At 61.7% G+C, this 15926-nt stretch carries 10 protein-coding genes; 5 read left to right on the top strand and 5 right to left on the bottom strand.

Features of this window, described 5'->3' with window-relative positions:
- The first annotated feature begins 449 nt into the window (after nucleotides 1-449).
- The gene (locus tag BMI87_RS21150; protein ID WP_146681721.1) at nucleotides 450-1427 is read left to right on the top strand and encodes a hypothetical protein; all 978 of its coding nucleotides are present in this window, start codon (nucleotides 450-452) and stop codon (nucleotides 1425-1427) included.
- A 444-nt stretch (nucleotides 1428-1871) separates the two neighbouring features.
- On the opposite strand, the gene BMI87_RS21145 is transcribed toward BMI87_RS21150, so the two are convergent.
- The gene (locus BMI87_RS21145) at nucleotides 1872-2282 is read right to left on the bottom strand and encodes a GFA family protein (protein WP_078523463.1); all 411 of its coding nucleotides are present in this window, start codon (nucleotides 2280-2282) and stop codon (nucleotides 1872-1874) included.
- Between the two features lie 383 nt (nucleotides 2283-2665).
- On the bottom strand, nucleotides 2666-5161 hold the full coding sequence (locus BMI87_RS21140; RefSeq protein WP_078523462.1) for an autotransporter domain-containing protein: 2496 nt from the start codon (nucleotides 5159-5161) through the stop codon (nucleotides 2666-2668).
- Between the two features lie 147 nt (nucleotides 5162-5308).
- Between BMI87_RS21140 and BMI87_RS21135 the strand changes: the two genes are divergently transcribed.
- Entirely contained in the window at nucleotides 5309-7474 is a 2166-nt protein-coding gene (locus tag BMI87_RS21135; protein ID WP_078523461.1) for an ATP-binding protein, read from the top strand.
- Nucleotides 7475-8131: a response regulator transcription factor gene (locus BMI87_RS21130; protein ID WP_078523460.1), complete on the top strand. Its 657-nt coding sequence runs from the start codon at nucleotides 7475-7477 to the stop codon at nucleotides 8129-8131. It begins immediately after the preceding gene.
- A 1116-nt stretch (nucleotides 8132-9247) separates the two neighbouring features.
- On the opposite strand, the gene ligD is transcribed toward BMI87_RS21130, so the two are convergent.
- From ligD to BMI87_RS21115, 3 genes are all read right to left on the bottom strand, one after another.
- Nucleotides 9248-11656, bottom strand: a complete 2409-nt coding sequence (gene ligD, locus BMI87_RS21125; RefSeq protein ID WP_078523459.1) for a DNA ligase D — start codon at nucleotides 11654-11656, stop codon at nucleotides 9248-9250.
- Nucleotides 11656-12585 (bottom strand): Ku protein, encoded by a 930-nt coding sequence (locus tag BMI87_RS21120; protein WP_078523458.1) that lies wholly within the window; start codon nucleotides 12583-12585, stop codon nucleotides 11656-11658. Before BMI87_RS21120 ends, ligD begins: the two co-directional genes overlap by 1 nt.
- Nucleotides 12586-13283: 698 nt before the next feature.
- Nucleotides 13284-14849: an FAD/NAD(P)-binding protein gene (locus BMI87_RS21115; protein ID WP_168173875.1), complete on the bottom strand. Its 1566-nt coding sequence runs from the start codon at nucleotides 14847-14849 to the stop codon at nucleotides 13284-13286.
- A gap of 360 nt (nucleotides 14850-15209) precedes the next feature.
- On the opposite strand from BMI87_RS21115, the gene BMI87_RS23055 reads away from it, so the two are divergent.
- Entirely contained in the window at nucleotides 15210-15623 is a 414-nt protein-coding gene (locus BMI87_RS23055) for a transposase (RefSeq protein ID WP_371326898.1), read from the top strand.
- Nucleotides 15623-15926: IS66 family insertion sequence element accessory protein TnpB (gene tnpB / locus BMI87_RS21105; protein ID WP_146681720.1), on the top strand; the 304-nt coding region annotated here is incomplete at its 3' end. The genes BMI87_RS23055 and tnpB, both read left to right, overlap by 1 nt.

Here is a 15926-nt window from a genome sequence, read left to right as displayed (position 1 = left end):
AATGAAACCCGCCATCCGTGCCTCCCGCTGCCTTGCGGAAATATACCATGGACTTCAGTTTCCACACAGCCTCGGCCGTTCACTGCGCCAACTCAAGCCCATGGTTGCGGCAATGACTTCGCGACAGCCAGCTTTCACTCGGGCTCGATATGCGCGCACAGAAATGCCGTTCTGCTTACAGCAGTCATGGAGAAAACCAGTCCGAGGCGATGAGGCGTGCGGGGTCGTGTCGCACTGTTTCAAGTCGGCTTGGAGACCGAAGCGACGGCTCGTCTTTCAAAGAAAGTCTCCCCTTATGGCCTCAACGCCGCAGGTCCATAGTGGAAATATTAGCGCCGGAAACCGGCGGAAATATTGACTTGCGATCAGTAGACAGCCTGACGCAGTCTGATTGCAACGGCTCACGGAGGGAGCGCACCTTGAACTCATCTAATACTGGTCTTGCCTCAATGTATTTCCTCGATGACGTGCCTGGCGCCGCTATTCCTGGAAGTCGCCTTCACGCCGTTCTTCAACGGGTTGAGGCTTGCTCTCCGCTGACTGTCATTCAACAGCATTTTTTGCGAGAGCGCGGATACGAAGCGCTCCTTCAGTTAGCCATCGGCAAACTGGACAGGGACGCTTTTCGTGAAAATTCACGGATGGAAAAGGAACGACGTCTCAAAGCAAAGATTGCCGCTGAGCAAAAAGAAGCGGCTGAACGTCGCCGAAGAGATGAAGCGACCGAGCAAACGAATAACGTATTATTCGCGAAGAGGGAAAAACAGCTCGAGCGTCGTCGTTTTCTTGACCTGTTCGGCCAAGGCTATATTGACCGCGCGCATTACGGGAGGGTCATGCGTATTCTCCGATCGGTCGCAGATGGAAATCCGATCGAAACTGATGACCTTCTCTGGCTGGGCTCTACGGGCTCAGACTACTGGACCGAAGAACTGCGTAAAGCCCACCACTGCAACAAAGCAGAAGCATTTACCGAAGCATGGCATCACACCAACGATGTTTGGCAGGCCATCAATGCATGTGCGCATTGGAGGAAAGCCGGTTGTGCCGAAACAGGACTCGCCATAGCCGGGCAGGCGCTCAGTCAGGTCACTGATAAGAAAATGCGCTCGGCGGCCCTTACGACACGAGGCGGCGCTCTGCGTGACCTCCACCGTTACGATGAAGCAAAGCTGTCCGGTGACGAGGCTCACGAACTGACACCAACCGACTTTCGCCCCTGCACGCTGCTTGGTGCAGTCCACATGGAAATGGGGGACCTCATGGCTGGCACCGACTGGTATGCGAAAGCGGAAGCCTTGGGCGCCGATCAGGAAACGATTGATCGAGAGATCCGGTCGATCCTTGCGGCTGCAACGCGAGGAGAACGCAAGCGTATGAAAGAGGCGCTCAAATCACGAGATCCACATCGCTACAGCTGGCTATAGCCACGGGATTTCGAGAACGTTCGCTTCGTCCGATCAGCGGTCATTAGGGCGGTGGAGATTCTGCGCGCTGAGCGAAGGTCCGGTTCGGTGAAACCGCGCTGCAGCGTTAGACCGGCCGGCGAACGGCCGCTAAGGGCCGAAATGCGCCGGACGCCTCCGCGCTGCAAGTGCGAAATCTCCCAAGAACAACACGGTCAGTTTGGGCTCGAAGCGGCCATGCGGCGTCGCGGCAAACCTGTCGTGAGACTCGCCCGACCGTATCGACGCTCTCGGCCCTGAGCCGACCCTGGCATCGCGGTCCGAATGCTGCGGTGCGGCCCCTCGAGGCAGCCGTTCACGTGCCGAGCAGCACTTTTCGATTAAAACGTCGGTGTGCGAGACGAAGCCGACGGTCGCGCCCTTGTCGTCTGGTTGTTGTCCGAGATGCATTATCGGCGCGACCGTTCAGCCGGGAAGCCCGTCGATACTCTCAATGGAGGCCAGGTCGTTGTCCCAAATCGCGCGACTGGAACAGTAGATATGCGCATTGGGTCGCATGTCGATCCGGCTGTCAAGCGATCCTGCTGGCACCACAAGCAAATCAACCTCCGGTTGGGAAACAGGCAGCGCGGCCCCGCAGTCGGAGCAAAAGCTCTTCACGTGGCGTGAACCGGGGAGCCGGAACGTCTTGATGTTTTCCTCACCTGATATCCATGTAATTTTGGCCGTGGACGAAAACAGGTTTGCCGAGTGGGCCGACCCGCTGTCCTTGCGGCAACGGGCGCAGTGGCACAGGAAAAAGCTCTCGAACTTTCCCGATATGCGGAATTTCACTGCGCCGCACAGGCATTGTCCGATGGCTGGATTGTCGTCCATTCACACACCTCCCGACAGGCACGCCCCGCAGCCAGTCGAATGCATTTTCGTTACCTCCCTTTATCCGCGTATTGGATCACGGTCAAAAGGGGCTCGAACCGGTCATAGAGCGCTGCGGGGATCAGCCCACCTGGGCGAGGCGATCATCTGGCGAGGACGGCCAGAAGACGTCGTTCGTGCGTCTTGCCGCATTTTTGGGTTGGATAGCGCCACAAGTCGGACCTTCCTGCAATTCGCAGCTCGCACGACATCAGGTTCGGCGTAACGATGCTGTGCGCACAGAGCCGTTCGACGGCTCATAGCCGATGAAAACGCATTCACACATGCCATTAGAGGAACGCACAGTCGGCGCAAAGGTGTCTGGCCGACTGTGCTATCGTGTCTCAGAACTTGATGCTCCAGTTCGCGGCGATCCACGCATCTGCCGCTTCACCTTTGGTGGTGCCGTTAGCAATGATGCTGAGTTTCGATCCACCAAGATCCGCAGAAATACCCAGGCCGGCGCGCAGCCAGTCCTGTTGGTAATCCGGCGCACCCAGGTCGAAGGCGCCGATGCCGATCACTTCGCCCGCCACGCTAGAGCCGCTGTCCTGAAAACGGTGAACCCCTTCAAGCGTGCCGAGCAGGTTGATCCTGCTGGACAAAGGCACTTCCGCATCGAAACCGAGCCGAAGTTCCGTTGCCTCGTCGCAGAGCCGGTCGAAGGCGGCCGGGAATGCGCCCCCGCTTTCGCTATATGCGTCAAGACATGACTTGGAGTGCGAAAGCTCGCCATAGGGAGAGATCATCGGCACGATGTTCTCGTATTGGAGGCGAGCGCGGATCCCGTAGGCTTCGACATCCGTTTTGCCTCGAGACGTGTCGAGCGCGCCGCCGCCCACGAGATAGCCGCGCGTAAGCTCGGCCGTGCCCCACAGACCCGAGGCCGTGAACGCGGCCCAAAGCCCGCGGTCGTTCGTGCCGCTCAACTGGCGCAGAGCTTCGAGCTTGACATAGGTGGCGCGGGTTTCGGTTTTCCCGCCAAGGATCGCGTCTTGATGATTGGCAATCGTGCCGACCACGCCGTTCAGCTGAAACGCGCCGAAGTTATGGCCAAAGCCGACCTCACCAAGACCAAAGCGACCGTCCTTGCCGTCGATCTGGTCCGTTCCCCAATCGCCGCCCGTCCAGAAGATGGAGCGCCCCTGTTCGACACGTCGGTCAAGCGGACGCGAGCCTGCGCCATTGACGATGACACCGAGGCTGCGGGTCGTCGTCGTATTTGCGGCACCGGTCGTCGCGAGGCTGGAACCCAGGCTGGAAACCGTAATGATGCCCACGCCGCTGCCGGTATTGCCGCCTCCGGTATTGCCTCCGCCGGTATCGCCTCCGCCAGTGTCGCCGCCCCCGGTGTCGCCGCCGCCGGTGCCACCTCCGCCGGTGTCGCCTCCGCCGGTATTGCCTCCGCCAGTGTCGCCGCCGCCGGTATCGCCGCTGCCGGTATCACCGCCGCCGGTGACGCCGCCGCCGGTGCCACCTCCGCCGGTGTCGCCTCCGCCGGTATCGCCTCCGCCGGTGTCGCCTCCGCCGGTGTCACCTCCGCCGGTGTCGCCGGAGCCGGGCAGGGCGGCAGAGCCTGTTCCGTTACCACGGGCGATATAGGTCTCGCTGTCGCGGGTGATCCCGACGACGACCGATCCGTCCGCATTGGTCGAGACTGCCGTCAGCGTGATTTCGGAGCGGCCGGGAACTGATGCGTCAATCGTCGCGCCACTGTCGCGTAGCCAGTCCTCGACAGTCTGCATCCCGCCGTCTTCGGTCCAGCGGAAGCCATGGGTGCGGCTGTCGAAGCCATTCACCAAGCCGACGATGACGTCGCCATTGCCGGACACACCGAGCGCTTCGGAGATGTCCGCCGCCTGGGCCGCCTCTACCTCGGGCAGCGTGCCCAGCAAGGCCATGGTGCCGTCGGTCCAGCGCACGGCGCGATGACCATAGACGCCGCCCGGCTGCATCGCGCCGACGATCACGCGCCCGTCCCACGACACGTCGCTGGCGTAACCTGTATCGAGCGCGTAGGGGTTGTTGCCTGCCGGGATCGACAACTGTTCCATCCCCGTTGCCTCGGTCCAGCGGAACGGTTTCAGGGCGCTGGCGCCAAAGGAGCCCTCGGGGGCGCCGGTTGCCTGTCCGACAATCACGCTGCCATCCCAAGACGCGCCACGCGCCCAGTCATTTCCGGAAGAGGTGCGTCCGGGTAGAAAACCAAGGCTGACCATGCCGGTTTCTTGCGTCCATCGAAACGCCGTTTCGCTGCCATTTAGCGCGCGGTCATAGCCGACGACGGTGCGGCCGTCGCCGGAAACGGCGCGGGCATCGGACTGGCCGAACGTGGCCGTCCGATCCACGGTGCCAAGATCCTGATACCCTTCCGCAGCCGTCCATCGATAGGCGCGCTGAACCCCTGGATGATTTGAAATGCCGCCTGCGGCCTTGCCGACGATAACGGATCCGTCTGCCGAAATGTCGTTCGCCGTGAAGTAGTAATAGGCCTCGGAGGGGGTCGTGGCGGCGGCATTTCCCGCAGGCCCGACGCCGCCCGTCTCGGTCCATTCGAACCCGGCGTAGATGGCGTTCGAGTAGTTGCGGTAAACGGTTCCCACGAACGCGTTGCCGTCCGCTGTCATCCCGCCCACGACGGCCTCGTGGGTCAACCTGTAGCTGTAGTTCTCGTCCCGTGGATCAGGCGTGTCCCCGTAGTAGGCGCGCGTATCCTCCGCCGGGGTGATGGTTTCGAGTTGCGTGTTCACGTCTGCAAACGCCGGATTGCAGAAAGGAAGACACACGGACAGAAGCGCCGAAGTCCCCATGAACCGGCGCCGTTTACCGATGGTTGTCATTTTATTTCGTCCCGTATTCAAATCCCTTGCTAAGGCGACACTAAGTTTGTTTGGTTGGTGTGGGTATCACTTGAACAGGTGAGAAGCCTCTGGCGAGCCTGTCTTTTTCAAGTGCAACTTCATGAGGCGCGGACGGCGGAGAACGACTTGGCACGACGATTTACGCCGGTCAGGATTTTGATCGGCACTGCGGTTCTGTGCGCTTTGATCGCGGCGCTCACGGTTTTCGTGGCTCTGGCGCAGCCATGGATGGGCCTGCGCCTTTCAGCTGAGCCGGAAACGGGAGCCGAGGCGCGTGCGGTGATGATCCGGGCCATCGCCCCGGACGGACCGGCGTCACAGGTTCTTCCACCAAGTCTCGTCGGGGCGCCCCTCGTGGCGCTTTCGGGCATGCCACTGGTTGCCTTCGACATGGTCGAGGAGCCGGACGTGGCGGAGGACTTCGTCGCGATGCGGATGTTCCTCGACCGCCAGCAGAAGCTGAACACGCTTATCCGCGCACCGCAGGTCATTCTTGAAACCGGCGGAGACGATGCGGCGCGTTTCACCGTCGTGCCCCGGTCAAGCCGCCCGATCACCAGCCTTCCGCCCGTGTTCTGGGTGCAGATCCTGTCGGGCATGGTCAGCGCGATGATCGGGGTCTGGGTGCTGAGCCTGCGCCGGGGCCAGTTGCCCGCGCGGCTGCTTGCCATCGCGGGGGGCGGGGTCATGCTGTCCGCCTTTGCGGCGGCGCTTTATTCGACACGGGAACTGGCCCTTCCGGGGGCCCTGTTCCGGTGGCTTGGCGCCCTCAACCACGCCGGGGCCCTGATGTTCGGGGTTGCGATGCTGTCTTTGCTGCTCGTCTACCCGGTCAGGCTGGTGTCCATGCGGCTGTTGTGGGGGCTTACCGTCTTCTTCGCCGGGGGCTGGGTGGTGGAGACGGCACGCGCCCTCCCGCTTGGACCAGCAGAACTTTTTCATCTTCCGGCGGTTCTGCTGATGCTGGCCATCGTGCTGGCGGGCATCGCTCAATTCGTAAAGACCGCCGGAGACCCGGCCGCGAGGGCTGCCGTGCGTTGGTTCGCGCTGTCGGTCGGAGCGGGGGCGGGGGGCTTCGTCCTGTTTATTCTCGTGCCGCCCCTGTTCTCCGCCGAACCGGTCTTGTCGCAAGGTTATGCCTTTGCCCTCTTCGCGCTTCTATTTATGGGCGTCGCGGCAGGCGTGGCCCGGTATCAGCTTTTCGATCTCGATCGCGTGACGTTTCGGTTGGTGTTCTATTTCGGTGCCGTGGCGCTATTGGTGATGATTGATGCGGTGCTGATCTACGTTGTCTCGCTTAGCCGTCCGGCGGCCTTCGCGCTGTCGCTGGCGGCGATTGCGTGGATCTATCTACCGTTGCGCGAAAGGCTCGCAGTCTGGCTCACGCCAAAAAGCCGGGTGCCGCGCGATGCAATCTTCAACAGGATCGTGGACGTGGCGCTCGCGCCCCACGAGTTGCGGCAGGGAAAATGGCAACAGGTGCTACGTGACTGCTTTGAACCGCTTGAAATCGCCATCGATACCGGCTCCGAACAATCGCATCCGCGGCTGGTCAATGAAGGCGTCTCGCTGATCATTCCTGGGGTGTCCGAGCTTGATCCGCTGCGCCTGTCCTATGCAAGGACTGGACGCGCCCTTTTCAATCTGGAAGACCAGCGTTTCGCCACCGAAATCCACACCATGCTGGCCCATGCGATCAGCAGCCGGAATGCCTATAGCAGCGGAATGCAGGACGAACGCATCCGCATCGCGCGCGACTTGCACGACAATCTCGGGGCGCAATTGCTTTCGGCGCTACACAGCAAGACGGACCAGCGCAAGGACACGCTTATTCGAGACACGATTGCCGACATGCGCGACATCGTGAAGAACGCGGCGCGCGGCGGCCTGAGCATCGGGGATCTGCTCGCGGATCTGCGGCTGGAAACCTCCGAGCGTCTGGAATTTGCCAATATCCGGCTGACATGGGACACGACCTGTGACGACGAGGCCGCCTTCGTCGCCTCCGGTGCGGCGCATGGCTTTCGGTCTGTTCTGCGGGAGTTGGTGAGCAATGCCCTACGCCATTCGAAGGGCCGCAGCCTCGATGTGCGGCTTACGTATCGGAACGGCACACTTCGGTTCACGGTGCGCGATGATGGTGTCGGCCTGCCGGCCGAGGCGCCAGATCAGGGCCACGGGCTTGCCAATATCAACGCTCGAATCCTGGCCCTGGGGGGACATATTGCTTTCGAGGATGCGGCGCCGGGGCTCAAGGCCTCGGGGCAGCTCGAACTTCTGGGGGAAATTTGAATGATGCGCGCCTTGATCCTTGAAGATTTGGCGGAAGCGCGGACGTGGCTGCACGACATCGCACAAGCCTCCTTTCCCGGCCCGCTTCAGATCGATCTGGCCGCAACCTGCCAGGCGGGGTTATCGGCGGCAGGTCAGAATGACTATGATTTGGCCCTGATCGACCTGAAGCTGCCCGACGGGAGCGGCATTGACGTGTTGCGCGCCCTGCGGACCCGGTCCACGCGGGGGCTCTATGTGGTCACCACCGTTCTGGGAGGTGACGAAAACATCGTTGCAGCGCTCTCTGCGGGGGCGGATGGCTACATTCTCAAGGAACAACCCGCCGAGCTGGTCATCCTCCAGCTGTCGCAACTGTCTCAGGGCATTCCGGCGCTTTCGCCGCCGGTTGCACGTCGCATCATTGAGCATTTTCGACGCACGGGCCCAGCTGTCGGCGACGAGGAAGTCTTGACGGCACGAGAAAGAGAGGTTCTTGCCCTCATTGGGCGTGGCATGCGCAATTCCGATGTTTCGGCCCTGTTGGGCTTGTCCGGCAATACGGTCGCCACCCACATCAAGTCCATTTACAAGAAACTCGGCATTTCCTCGCGGGCGGAGGCTGCGTGGCATGCGACGATGCTCGGCTTGACCAGTGGCGTTCCAGGCGAGAGTTGAGCTTTTGATCTGCTCTCGCGGGTCTATGCGCGAAGAGTGTTCCGCGCATCGAAGTCTATTTTATGACAGCGTGTTAACAGATTTTGGCTGGCTCGCCTGAATTTTCCCGGCCTGTGCGATCAAGCAGGGCTGCCCATCAAATCTCTGACTTGAAATGGCTGGGATGGAGCTCCGGGCCCGAAGCCGCCTTGCCGCGGCGCGGCGCAATTTCGGGAAATGGTTCGAGTTGAACATCCTCTTTCGATCTGGCGGCTAAAGCGGTTTGCGTCTGCAGCGAACGACCGGAATCCGCCCTCTCTGTCAGGGCGCCCTATCGGGCGTCTCGGTCGGCCCCGAGAGGAGCTCGCTCCCTCAAGGCCATTCAGTCCGAGGATCTTCGCGAGGCGCCCCCAAGGGTCAGAACTTCCGTCTCGTCGCGCTTAATTGCAAGATTTGGGACGTGAATAACTGAGTTCGTTCAGCCCCAATCAGACGAGAAGAGGGCCTTCGCGGCCCAATCTTTCTACGAGATCGGCGGGTCTCGCCGCGGAGGGATCCGAGCCCCGCAGGCCCGGCAATAGGCGGCCCGTTCAGCACGTCGAATCTCCACGGGCTGGTGGCAACGCGGGCAGAGGATACTCTGAGAGGCATTCTCGTCCTCACGAGGCCTGAACCTGCTGGCGAGATCTCCGCCCCACAAGAGCACAGCCATGCACAGATAGGTAAACCCTGTTACGGCGACGGCGATAGCGGGTGGAACCTGAAGATGCCCCAAAAAAGAGGAGAGCCCAAGGCCCGCGAGGGAGGCGAGACCCAAGATGGTCCCCGCCGCTGCAAGCACTCGTAAGATTGACATCCGTCCTCCAAGGAAATCCTGACGTAGTCGACACTCATCAAGTCACGCTAGTTCTTCTCTACTTTTGCGCGAGAAACTTTCCGCCCGCCGAAGGCTTAGGTCAAGCACACATGTTCGAGGCCGATTGCCGCTGTGCTCAAGACAAAAGAACGAGCGACGCGGCAGGTCGCGCGCCTCTCAGGCGTCTCGGAACTCTCGGAAGATCAGTTGCCCAACCGCTCAATGTCGTTAAGCATTTCGCATCCGACCTCCGTGGCACGGCGACCCTCGCATGAGGCGCGCTACTCCGAAGCCTCCAGCATGTCCTTGAGCTTGTCGACCCGGCCCTGACTAATCGAAACGGCGTCGGGAAACGCGATCTCTGCATCACGCTTCAGCGCCGCGCCCAGATCGAAGGCGTTGGCCTTGCGGACTTTCTTCAGCTCGTCCCACGAGACCGGCATCGCGACCGGCGCCCCGGGCCGTGCACGCAGCGAATAGGGCGCGATCGCCGTGGCTCCCTCACCGTTGCGCAGCCAGTCGACGAAAATCCGGCCCTTCCGCTTCGCCTTCGACATTTCGGCGGTGTAGCGCTTGGGCGACCGCGCCACGAGCAAATGCGAGAAGACCCGCGCGAAAAGCCTCACCGTGTCCCAACCGGCACTGCGCCGCAGCGGCACCGTTACATGGACACCCTTGCCGCCGGACAGGAGCGGCCAACTCTGCATGTCCAACTCGGCGAGCAGATCGCGGATCTCGAAACCCGCATCCCTTACCGCCGCGAAATCCAGCCCCTCGTCGGGATCGAGATCGAAGACCAGACGGTCGGGCCGCTCCAGCCGGTCGACGCGGCTGCCCCAGATATGGAACTCGATCGTGCCCATCTGCGCCGCCGCGACCAGACCTTCCGCCTTTCGGATCATCATGTATTGCGCGGTTTTGCCGTCGCTCTCCGTGATCTCGACATTCTCGATCCCGTCAGGAAAGCCGCGCCCCGCGTGTTTCTGGAAAAAGCGCTCGCCGCCCAGACCTTCCGGCAGCCGCAGCAGCGACACCGGGTGCTCGGCAAGATGCGGAAGGATGCGATCGGCCATTGCCTCGTAGTAGCGCGCCACGTCCAACTTGGTATAGCCCGCACCTTCGAAGACCACTCGATCGGGCGAGGAAATCCCGATCCCCGCAACGTTCGGGCGCTCCTCGGAGGCTATGTCATTGTCCAGCCGCACCGTGCGCGCGGGCTTGTCCTCGCGCAGCCCGAGGAAGACCGCGTGCCGCAGTCGGTCGCCCCCGGTGCGCTCGGCATAGCGAATTTCCGCAACCAGCTCGGGCGTGATCCAGTGCATGCCCTTTGCCTCCGACGCCTCGACATCCGCGGGGGCGGTCTTGCGAGCGAGCGGTTTCATCGCCTTGGCCAACGCCTCGGCCTGATTCTCGTCGAAGCCGGTGCCGACCTTGCCGACATAGCGCCAGCCGTCGCCCTCGGCGGCCCCCAGCGCCAGCGAGGCGAAGGGCCGACCGCGCTTGTCGCTTTCCTGCCAGCCAAGGATGACGAACTCGTCGCGGCGCTCGCATTTGACCTTCATCCACGCCTTAGAGCGCGCGCCGCGATAGGGCGCGTCAATGCGCTTTGCGATCAGCCCCTCGCCGCCCGCCTTGCAGATTGTGTCGAATGCACTCTCGGGATCTTTCGAGATCACCGGAGAGAGCTGCGCGGGCCCAAGCGCGGGGAGCGGCTTCATCACCTCTTCCAAAACCTCGCGGCGTTCGGAGAGCGGCGCCTTGCGCAGGTCGTTACCGTCGCGCGACAGGATGTCGAAGCCGTAGAAGCGGAACGGTCCACCTGCGGTGATCGCCTTTTGCAGCTCCGAAAACCCGTCGAGCCCTGCGCCTGCGACGATCTCGCCGTCGATCAGGGCGCTGTCGCAGTCGACCTCGGCCAGCGCGGGTAGCAGGTCGTCGAAGCGATCCGTCCAATCCTTGCCGTTGCGGGTGAAGACACGCGGACCGCCTTTGCCAAGCGCGATCAGGGCGCGGTAGCCGTCGAATTTCAGCTCGTGCCACCACCCGTCGCCTGCGACCATCTTGTCAGAGAGCGTCGCGAGCTGCGGCTTGGAGAAGCCGGGGCGCTTGCCCACCTGCGTCTCGATGGGCGCCTTGTCGGTAGCGATCTCGCGCATCGTGCGCTGGCTCTGGACAGAGCGGCGATAGCGCGCCACCGGATCGCGCGCGCCGCTCGCCGCGTCCTCCGCCTTCATCAGCAGCCAGTTCTCGCGTTTGCTTTCGGTTTTCATGCGGATCAGGTGCCACTCGCCGGTGAGTCGCGCGCCATGCAGGCGCAAATGCAGATGCCCTTTCTTGAGCGCCTTGCCGACCGGGATCAGCGGCTGCCAATGCCCCAGATCCCAGAGCATCACCGTGCCCGCGCCATAATTGTCCTTCGGTATCGTGCCCTCGAAGGTGAGGTAATCCAGCGGGTGATCCTCGGTCCGCACCGCGAGCCGTTTTTCACCCGGATCGAAAGACGGTCCCTTGGTGATCGCCCAGGACAGCAGCACGTCCTCCCATTCGAGGCGCAGATCGAAATGTGTGCGGGTCGCGTCGTGTTTTTGGATCGAATAGCGCGGCGCGAGATGGCCCGAGGCAGTGCCGCCATCGGGCTCTGGCGTCTGCGCGAAGTCGCGCATCTCGAGATAACGGTCGAGGCTTCCCATCACGCGGACTTCTTGGTTGAAGACTTCGCGCCGGAGGATCTGCTGGATTTCGACGCGGACGACTTCGAACCGGAGGTTTTCGATGACGATTTCCGACCCGTCGATTTGCCCCCGGACTTCGAGCCGGATTTGCCGCCGCCATCGGCCTTGAGGCTGTCCTGCAGCGCGGACATCAGGTCGACCACGTTATCGCCGCCTCTGCTGCTGTCGTCCTCTCCCGTCTTGGCGCGGGGCGTCTTCTTCGACTTGCGCTTGCGGTCGATCAGATCGCGCAGCGCCGCATCGTAGTGATCGGTGAAGGCGGATGCGTCGAAACTGTCGGTCTTGCGGTCTATCAGCTGCGTGGCGACCTCCAACAGCTCCTTGTCCGCCGGCTCGTCCTCGATGTCGGAAAACAGCGGATCGGCCTCGCGAATTTCATCGGCGTAATGCAGCGTCTCCAGCAGGATACCGTCGCCGCAGGGTCGCAGTGCGCAGAGATATTCCTTGCCGCGCATCACCAGTTGCCCAAGCCCGACCTTCTTCGATTGCCGTAGCGCATCGCGCACCACCCGGTAGGCATCCTGCGCGAGATCGTCGGTCGGCACGACGTAATAGGGTCGATCGTAATAGAGCGGCGGGATTTCGGGCGCGTCGACGAACTGCACGAGTTCGAGCGTCTTCTTGGTCTCGAGCTTGATCGCGTCGATCTCCTCGGGTTCGAGCAGCAGATACTCGTCATCGCCGATCTCGTAGCCCTTGAGGATCTCGTCGGCATCGATAGGCCCAATACCGGAGACGGTTTTCTCGTAATGGACGCGCTTGCCGGAGGGGCCGTGGATTTGCCGGAACGAGAGCCGCGCGCCCGTTTTGGTCGCGGAGTGGATTTCGACGGGGATGCTGACCAGCGACAGTCGCAGCTGGCCTTTCCAGATCGCGCGTGAGGCCATGGGCGGCTCCTTATGCTTGACCTTGGGGTAACGCCCTCTGCCGCGCCAGGTTCCGGTGGGCGACGAACGCTTGGGTTGGGTGGCGTTGGGGCGGGGGGCAGACTTAGTGCGAGGTGCGAAGAGGGGCCCTTTCTGACATGCTCGAAACCACCAACCCCTCACCCTTTAAGGATCAAGCGGAACCTCCCTCCAAACTTGAGAGGTGTCACCCGATCGCGAGAGCTGGGCTCTGTCCGCTTTGTTTGATGAGCGCTATGTTAGCTATGTCGGCGAGATGCTGATTTCGGTCGCACCCTCGACGAGAAGGGCATTCCCATCTTCTGGGTTACGGGTGCAAAGGTTTTCCATCAATAACATGCGCATTGCATGCCGATGGAACGCAGGCCCCACGCTTTTCGTCTGATGGACTCAACGAGAACACGCCGAACGGCATTCGTATCCTGCGCGAACCCGACGAGATGGATTATGCGCTTTGCTCCCAAATGGAAGACATGCCCTACGCGACGACGTGCCGCGTGATCGACAAGCTCGCCCCCTCGCATACGAAAACGAAAGACGCAGCCCGGGTGGCCGAGGTTGAGAGAGCGCAGCGCGCCTTTCTCTTGCCTGCGGCAGAGTGATTGGGAAAAGGTCCGGAAAGAAGCAACGGTGCAGTCTTCGTGGCTACGCCGTTGTTTGTTTGAAGCGGGTGAGTGCTCTTAGGCTTGGCTGCAGAACGCGATTGCATCGGCGATGTTCTGCGCGGCGCGCCGCCCCAACGCTTCGGCATTTTCCAGTCCCTGCACGAAGGGGTTGCGTTTCAGCACTACCGGGATCGCCACGCAGGTTATCGTTCCGGCTGCTTGATGCGGGCCGCTGACCAGTAGAGTCTCTGGATCGAGATCGGCCGCATCGCGGAGCGTCGGGAACATCAACTCGGTGAGGTCGGCAGGCCTTTGGCCGCGCGCATCGATCAAGTGCTCAACTGTTATCGTGCCGGAAGCACCGGTGATTCTTACCGTCTGTCCCTCCGCCGCGATCGTATAGTCCTCCCCAAGCCTCACGAGTTCGAGCACGCCAGCGTCGTGCAGCGCAAGCATGCGTTCGATTGAGCGATGCGGCACCGATGCATAGACATCGGAGAAAACCGGAAGCAATTCACGATCAAACAGTGCGCGGTCTTCAGGTGTCAGATGCTGAACGATGCCCTGATAAACTTCATGTGCTGCCAGTAAGCCCACGCGCCATGGTTCACTGATCTTTGCGGCGCGCTTCGCCTTCGCGAGACTCAAATCGGAACGCACATCCTCCCAAGAGTTTGTTGACAGCCGATCGGCAAAATGGCGCTGCGCGAACCCTTCAAGCTGCGCGGGTCGCGTGCGTGCGGCATATGCGGGGTCCAGTGCCTCCAGTTCTTTCGCAAGAACCGATTGGCAATTGATCAGGAAGTTGTCGTGCTTAACGAGCTCTGAAAGCGCTTCGTGGGTAAACAGCGAAAGTGGCGGAAGCGGGTGAGGGTAATACCAGTCTGCATCGGGTAAGACACCACGGCGCGACATCATTACCATCGTGAACCCGGCGTCGGGAGCGTGGGGGACCCAGCGCACTTGGTTCTCATTCTCTTCAAATCGCCCCTGGAAGGATGCCAGGGCGACAGCAGCATCAATCGCAGTAAGCGAACTGCCAAGGAGTCCTACTGCACAGCCAATGAAGCGTCGCAACGATTCCGCGGGCCACGGCGAATGGAGCTGAACTCCCGAGTTATCCTTCCGATCGCGCCATTGATGCCCGGTCGCCAGGATAACGTGGTTGAAAGTTTCCGTGCCTCTTTCGTGCGGTGTCTCCCACTTCACACGCGTCCCGAGCTTGGTCGGCTCTACATCCACGACAGTATGGCGCGAGCGGACCTCTACACTATGTCCGCGGCCACGCGCTTTCGCTATGAGAGCCGCTATTTGAGCGATAAAGTAGCGGCCGAGGACGACCCGCGGATAAAAGGCCTCTGGCCCAATTTCCGCACGAGTGATCCCGAATTCTACGAGTGTTGCCGCATTGCTCTGTAGCAGAAACGCTTCCAAGCTCTCCACCACGGGCGGGATCTCTCGACTGCCTATATTGGCGAGCATCTGCGGGTGGTTAACCCCATTTCGATAGGGCATCCCGGGCCCGATCTCGCGCTCGCGCTCGAAGATATGAATTGTGAGTGGGGAGGAGATCTCAATCAGGTGCTTGAGCGCATAAATGGCCGTAGCTCCGCTGCCGATGAGCGCAACCGATTGTGGCACGTTTGCGCTTTTGCGGGAAGCGAGACCGACCGCCGGGCGGGCTATCGGCGTGCCATGAGATGGGCGCGGAGTGGGGCGTCTCACGATCCGACCTTTCGAAAGGCTTCGCAGGGCTAACAACTTTGAAAAAGTAAGAGTTTTTGCGCGATCGGCCGCACATTATCGAAACAAGCATCGATAGGGTTGGTTCCTCCCGAGACAACTTTTAGGTCTCATTCTTGCAGATCTAGCCGTCGTTACCCGGAGCACTCTTCGCTCAGGAAAGATAACTCCAATGTAAGCGGTGTCTGAGCGGCACGTTGTCTGCGCCGGCGCGGACTGCGAGGTGATACCCATCTCAAGATGGGAGTGCGTTTCGCAATGGATGCTCAGACTGCGTTTCTCAGTTCGCTGGGAGTTGAGATCTTCGAGAGCGGGCACCGCCGGTGGCCGGAGAAGGTGAAGGCACAGGCTGTCGCGGAGACACTTGAGCCGGGCGCGACGGTCAACGCCGTGGCGGCGCGTTACGGGATGAAGCCGAACCAGTTGTCGGCGTGGCGATGCCTGGCCAAACAGGGCAAGCTGGTCCTGCCGGCCGCCGAGATGTCGGATGAGCCGACGGCCTTCGCGCCGGTTGTCCTGTGCGAGCCGAAGCCCCCGCAGGCGCCGCAGCCCTCGAGGCAGTCGGACGACAGCCTGCGCCTCGTCTTCGGTGACGTGACGATCGCGCTTGCCGCCGACACCCCGGCGGTGCGGATTGCCGAGATCGTCCATGCGCTCGGGGCGTCCTCGTGATGATGCCGTCCCACACCGTCCGTATCCTCGTGGCGACCCAGCCGGTCGACTTCAGGAAGGGCCACGACGGGCTCGCCGCGCTGGTCGCATCGGTCCTGAAGGAGGACCCGTTCACCGGCACCGTGTTTTTGTTCCGGGCGAAGCGTGCTGACAGGCTCAAGATCCTGTTCTGGGACGGCACCGGGCTGGTGATGGCCTACAAGCGGCTTGAGGAGAGTTCCTTCATCTGGCCGGCGGTTCGGGACGGCGTGATGACTTTGAACCGGGCGCAGTTCGAGGCCCTGTTCGCCGGGCTCGACTGGC

This window comes from Thioclava sp. F28-4, from assembly GCF_002020045.1.
Lineage (GTDB): Bacteria > Pseudomonadota > Alphaproteobacteria > Rhodobacterales > Rhodobacteraceae > Thioclava > Thioclava sediminum.
Note: the sequence above shows the minus strand (reverse complement) of the source record. Positions and strands in the feature narration are given on the sequence as shown.

Excerpts from the sequence above, each read along its gene's own strand:
- BMI87_RS21145 (WP_078523463.1), bottom strand. The coding sequence starts at position 2,282 with ATGGACGACAATCCAGCCATCGGACAATGCCTGTGCGGCGCAGTGAAA.
- ligD (WP_078523459.1), bottom strand. The coding sequence starts at position 11,656 with ATGGGAAGCCTCGACCGTTATCTCGAGATGCGCGACTTCGCGCAGACG.
- BMI87_RS23055 (WP_371326898.1), top strand. The coding sequence starts at position 15,210 with ATGGATGCTCAGACTGCGTTTCTCAGTTCGCTGGGAGTTGAGATCTTC.
- BMI87_RS21120 (WP_078523458.1), bottom strand. The coding sequence starts at position 12,585 with ATGGCCTCACGCGCGATCTGGAAAGGCCAGCTGCGACTGTCGCTGGTC.
- BMI87_RS21130 (WP_078523460.1), top strand. The coding sequence starts at position 7,475 with ATGATGCGCGCCTTGATCCTTGAAGATTTGGCGGAAGCGCGGACGTGG.
- BMI87_RS21140 (WP_078523462.1), bottom strand. The coding sequence starts at position 5,161 with ATGACAACCATCGGTAAACGGCGCCGGTTCATGGGGACTTCGGCGCTT.
- BMI87_RS21150 (WP_146681721.1), top strand. The coding sequence starts at position 450 with ATGTATTTCCTCGATGACGTGCCTGGCGCCGCTATTCCTGGAAGTCGC.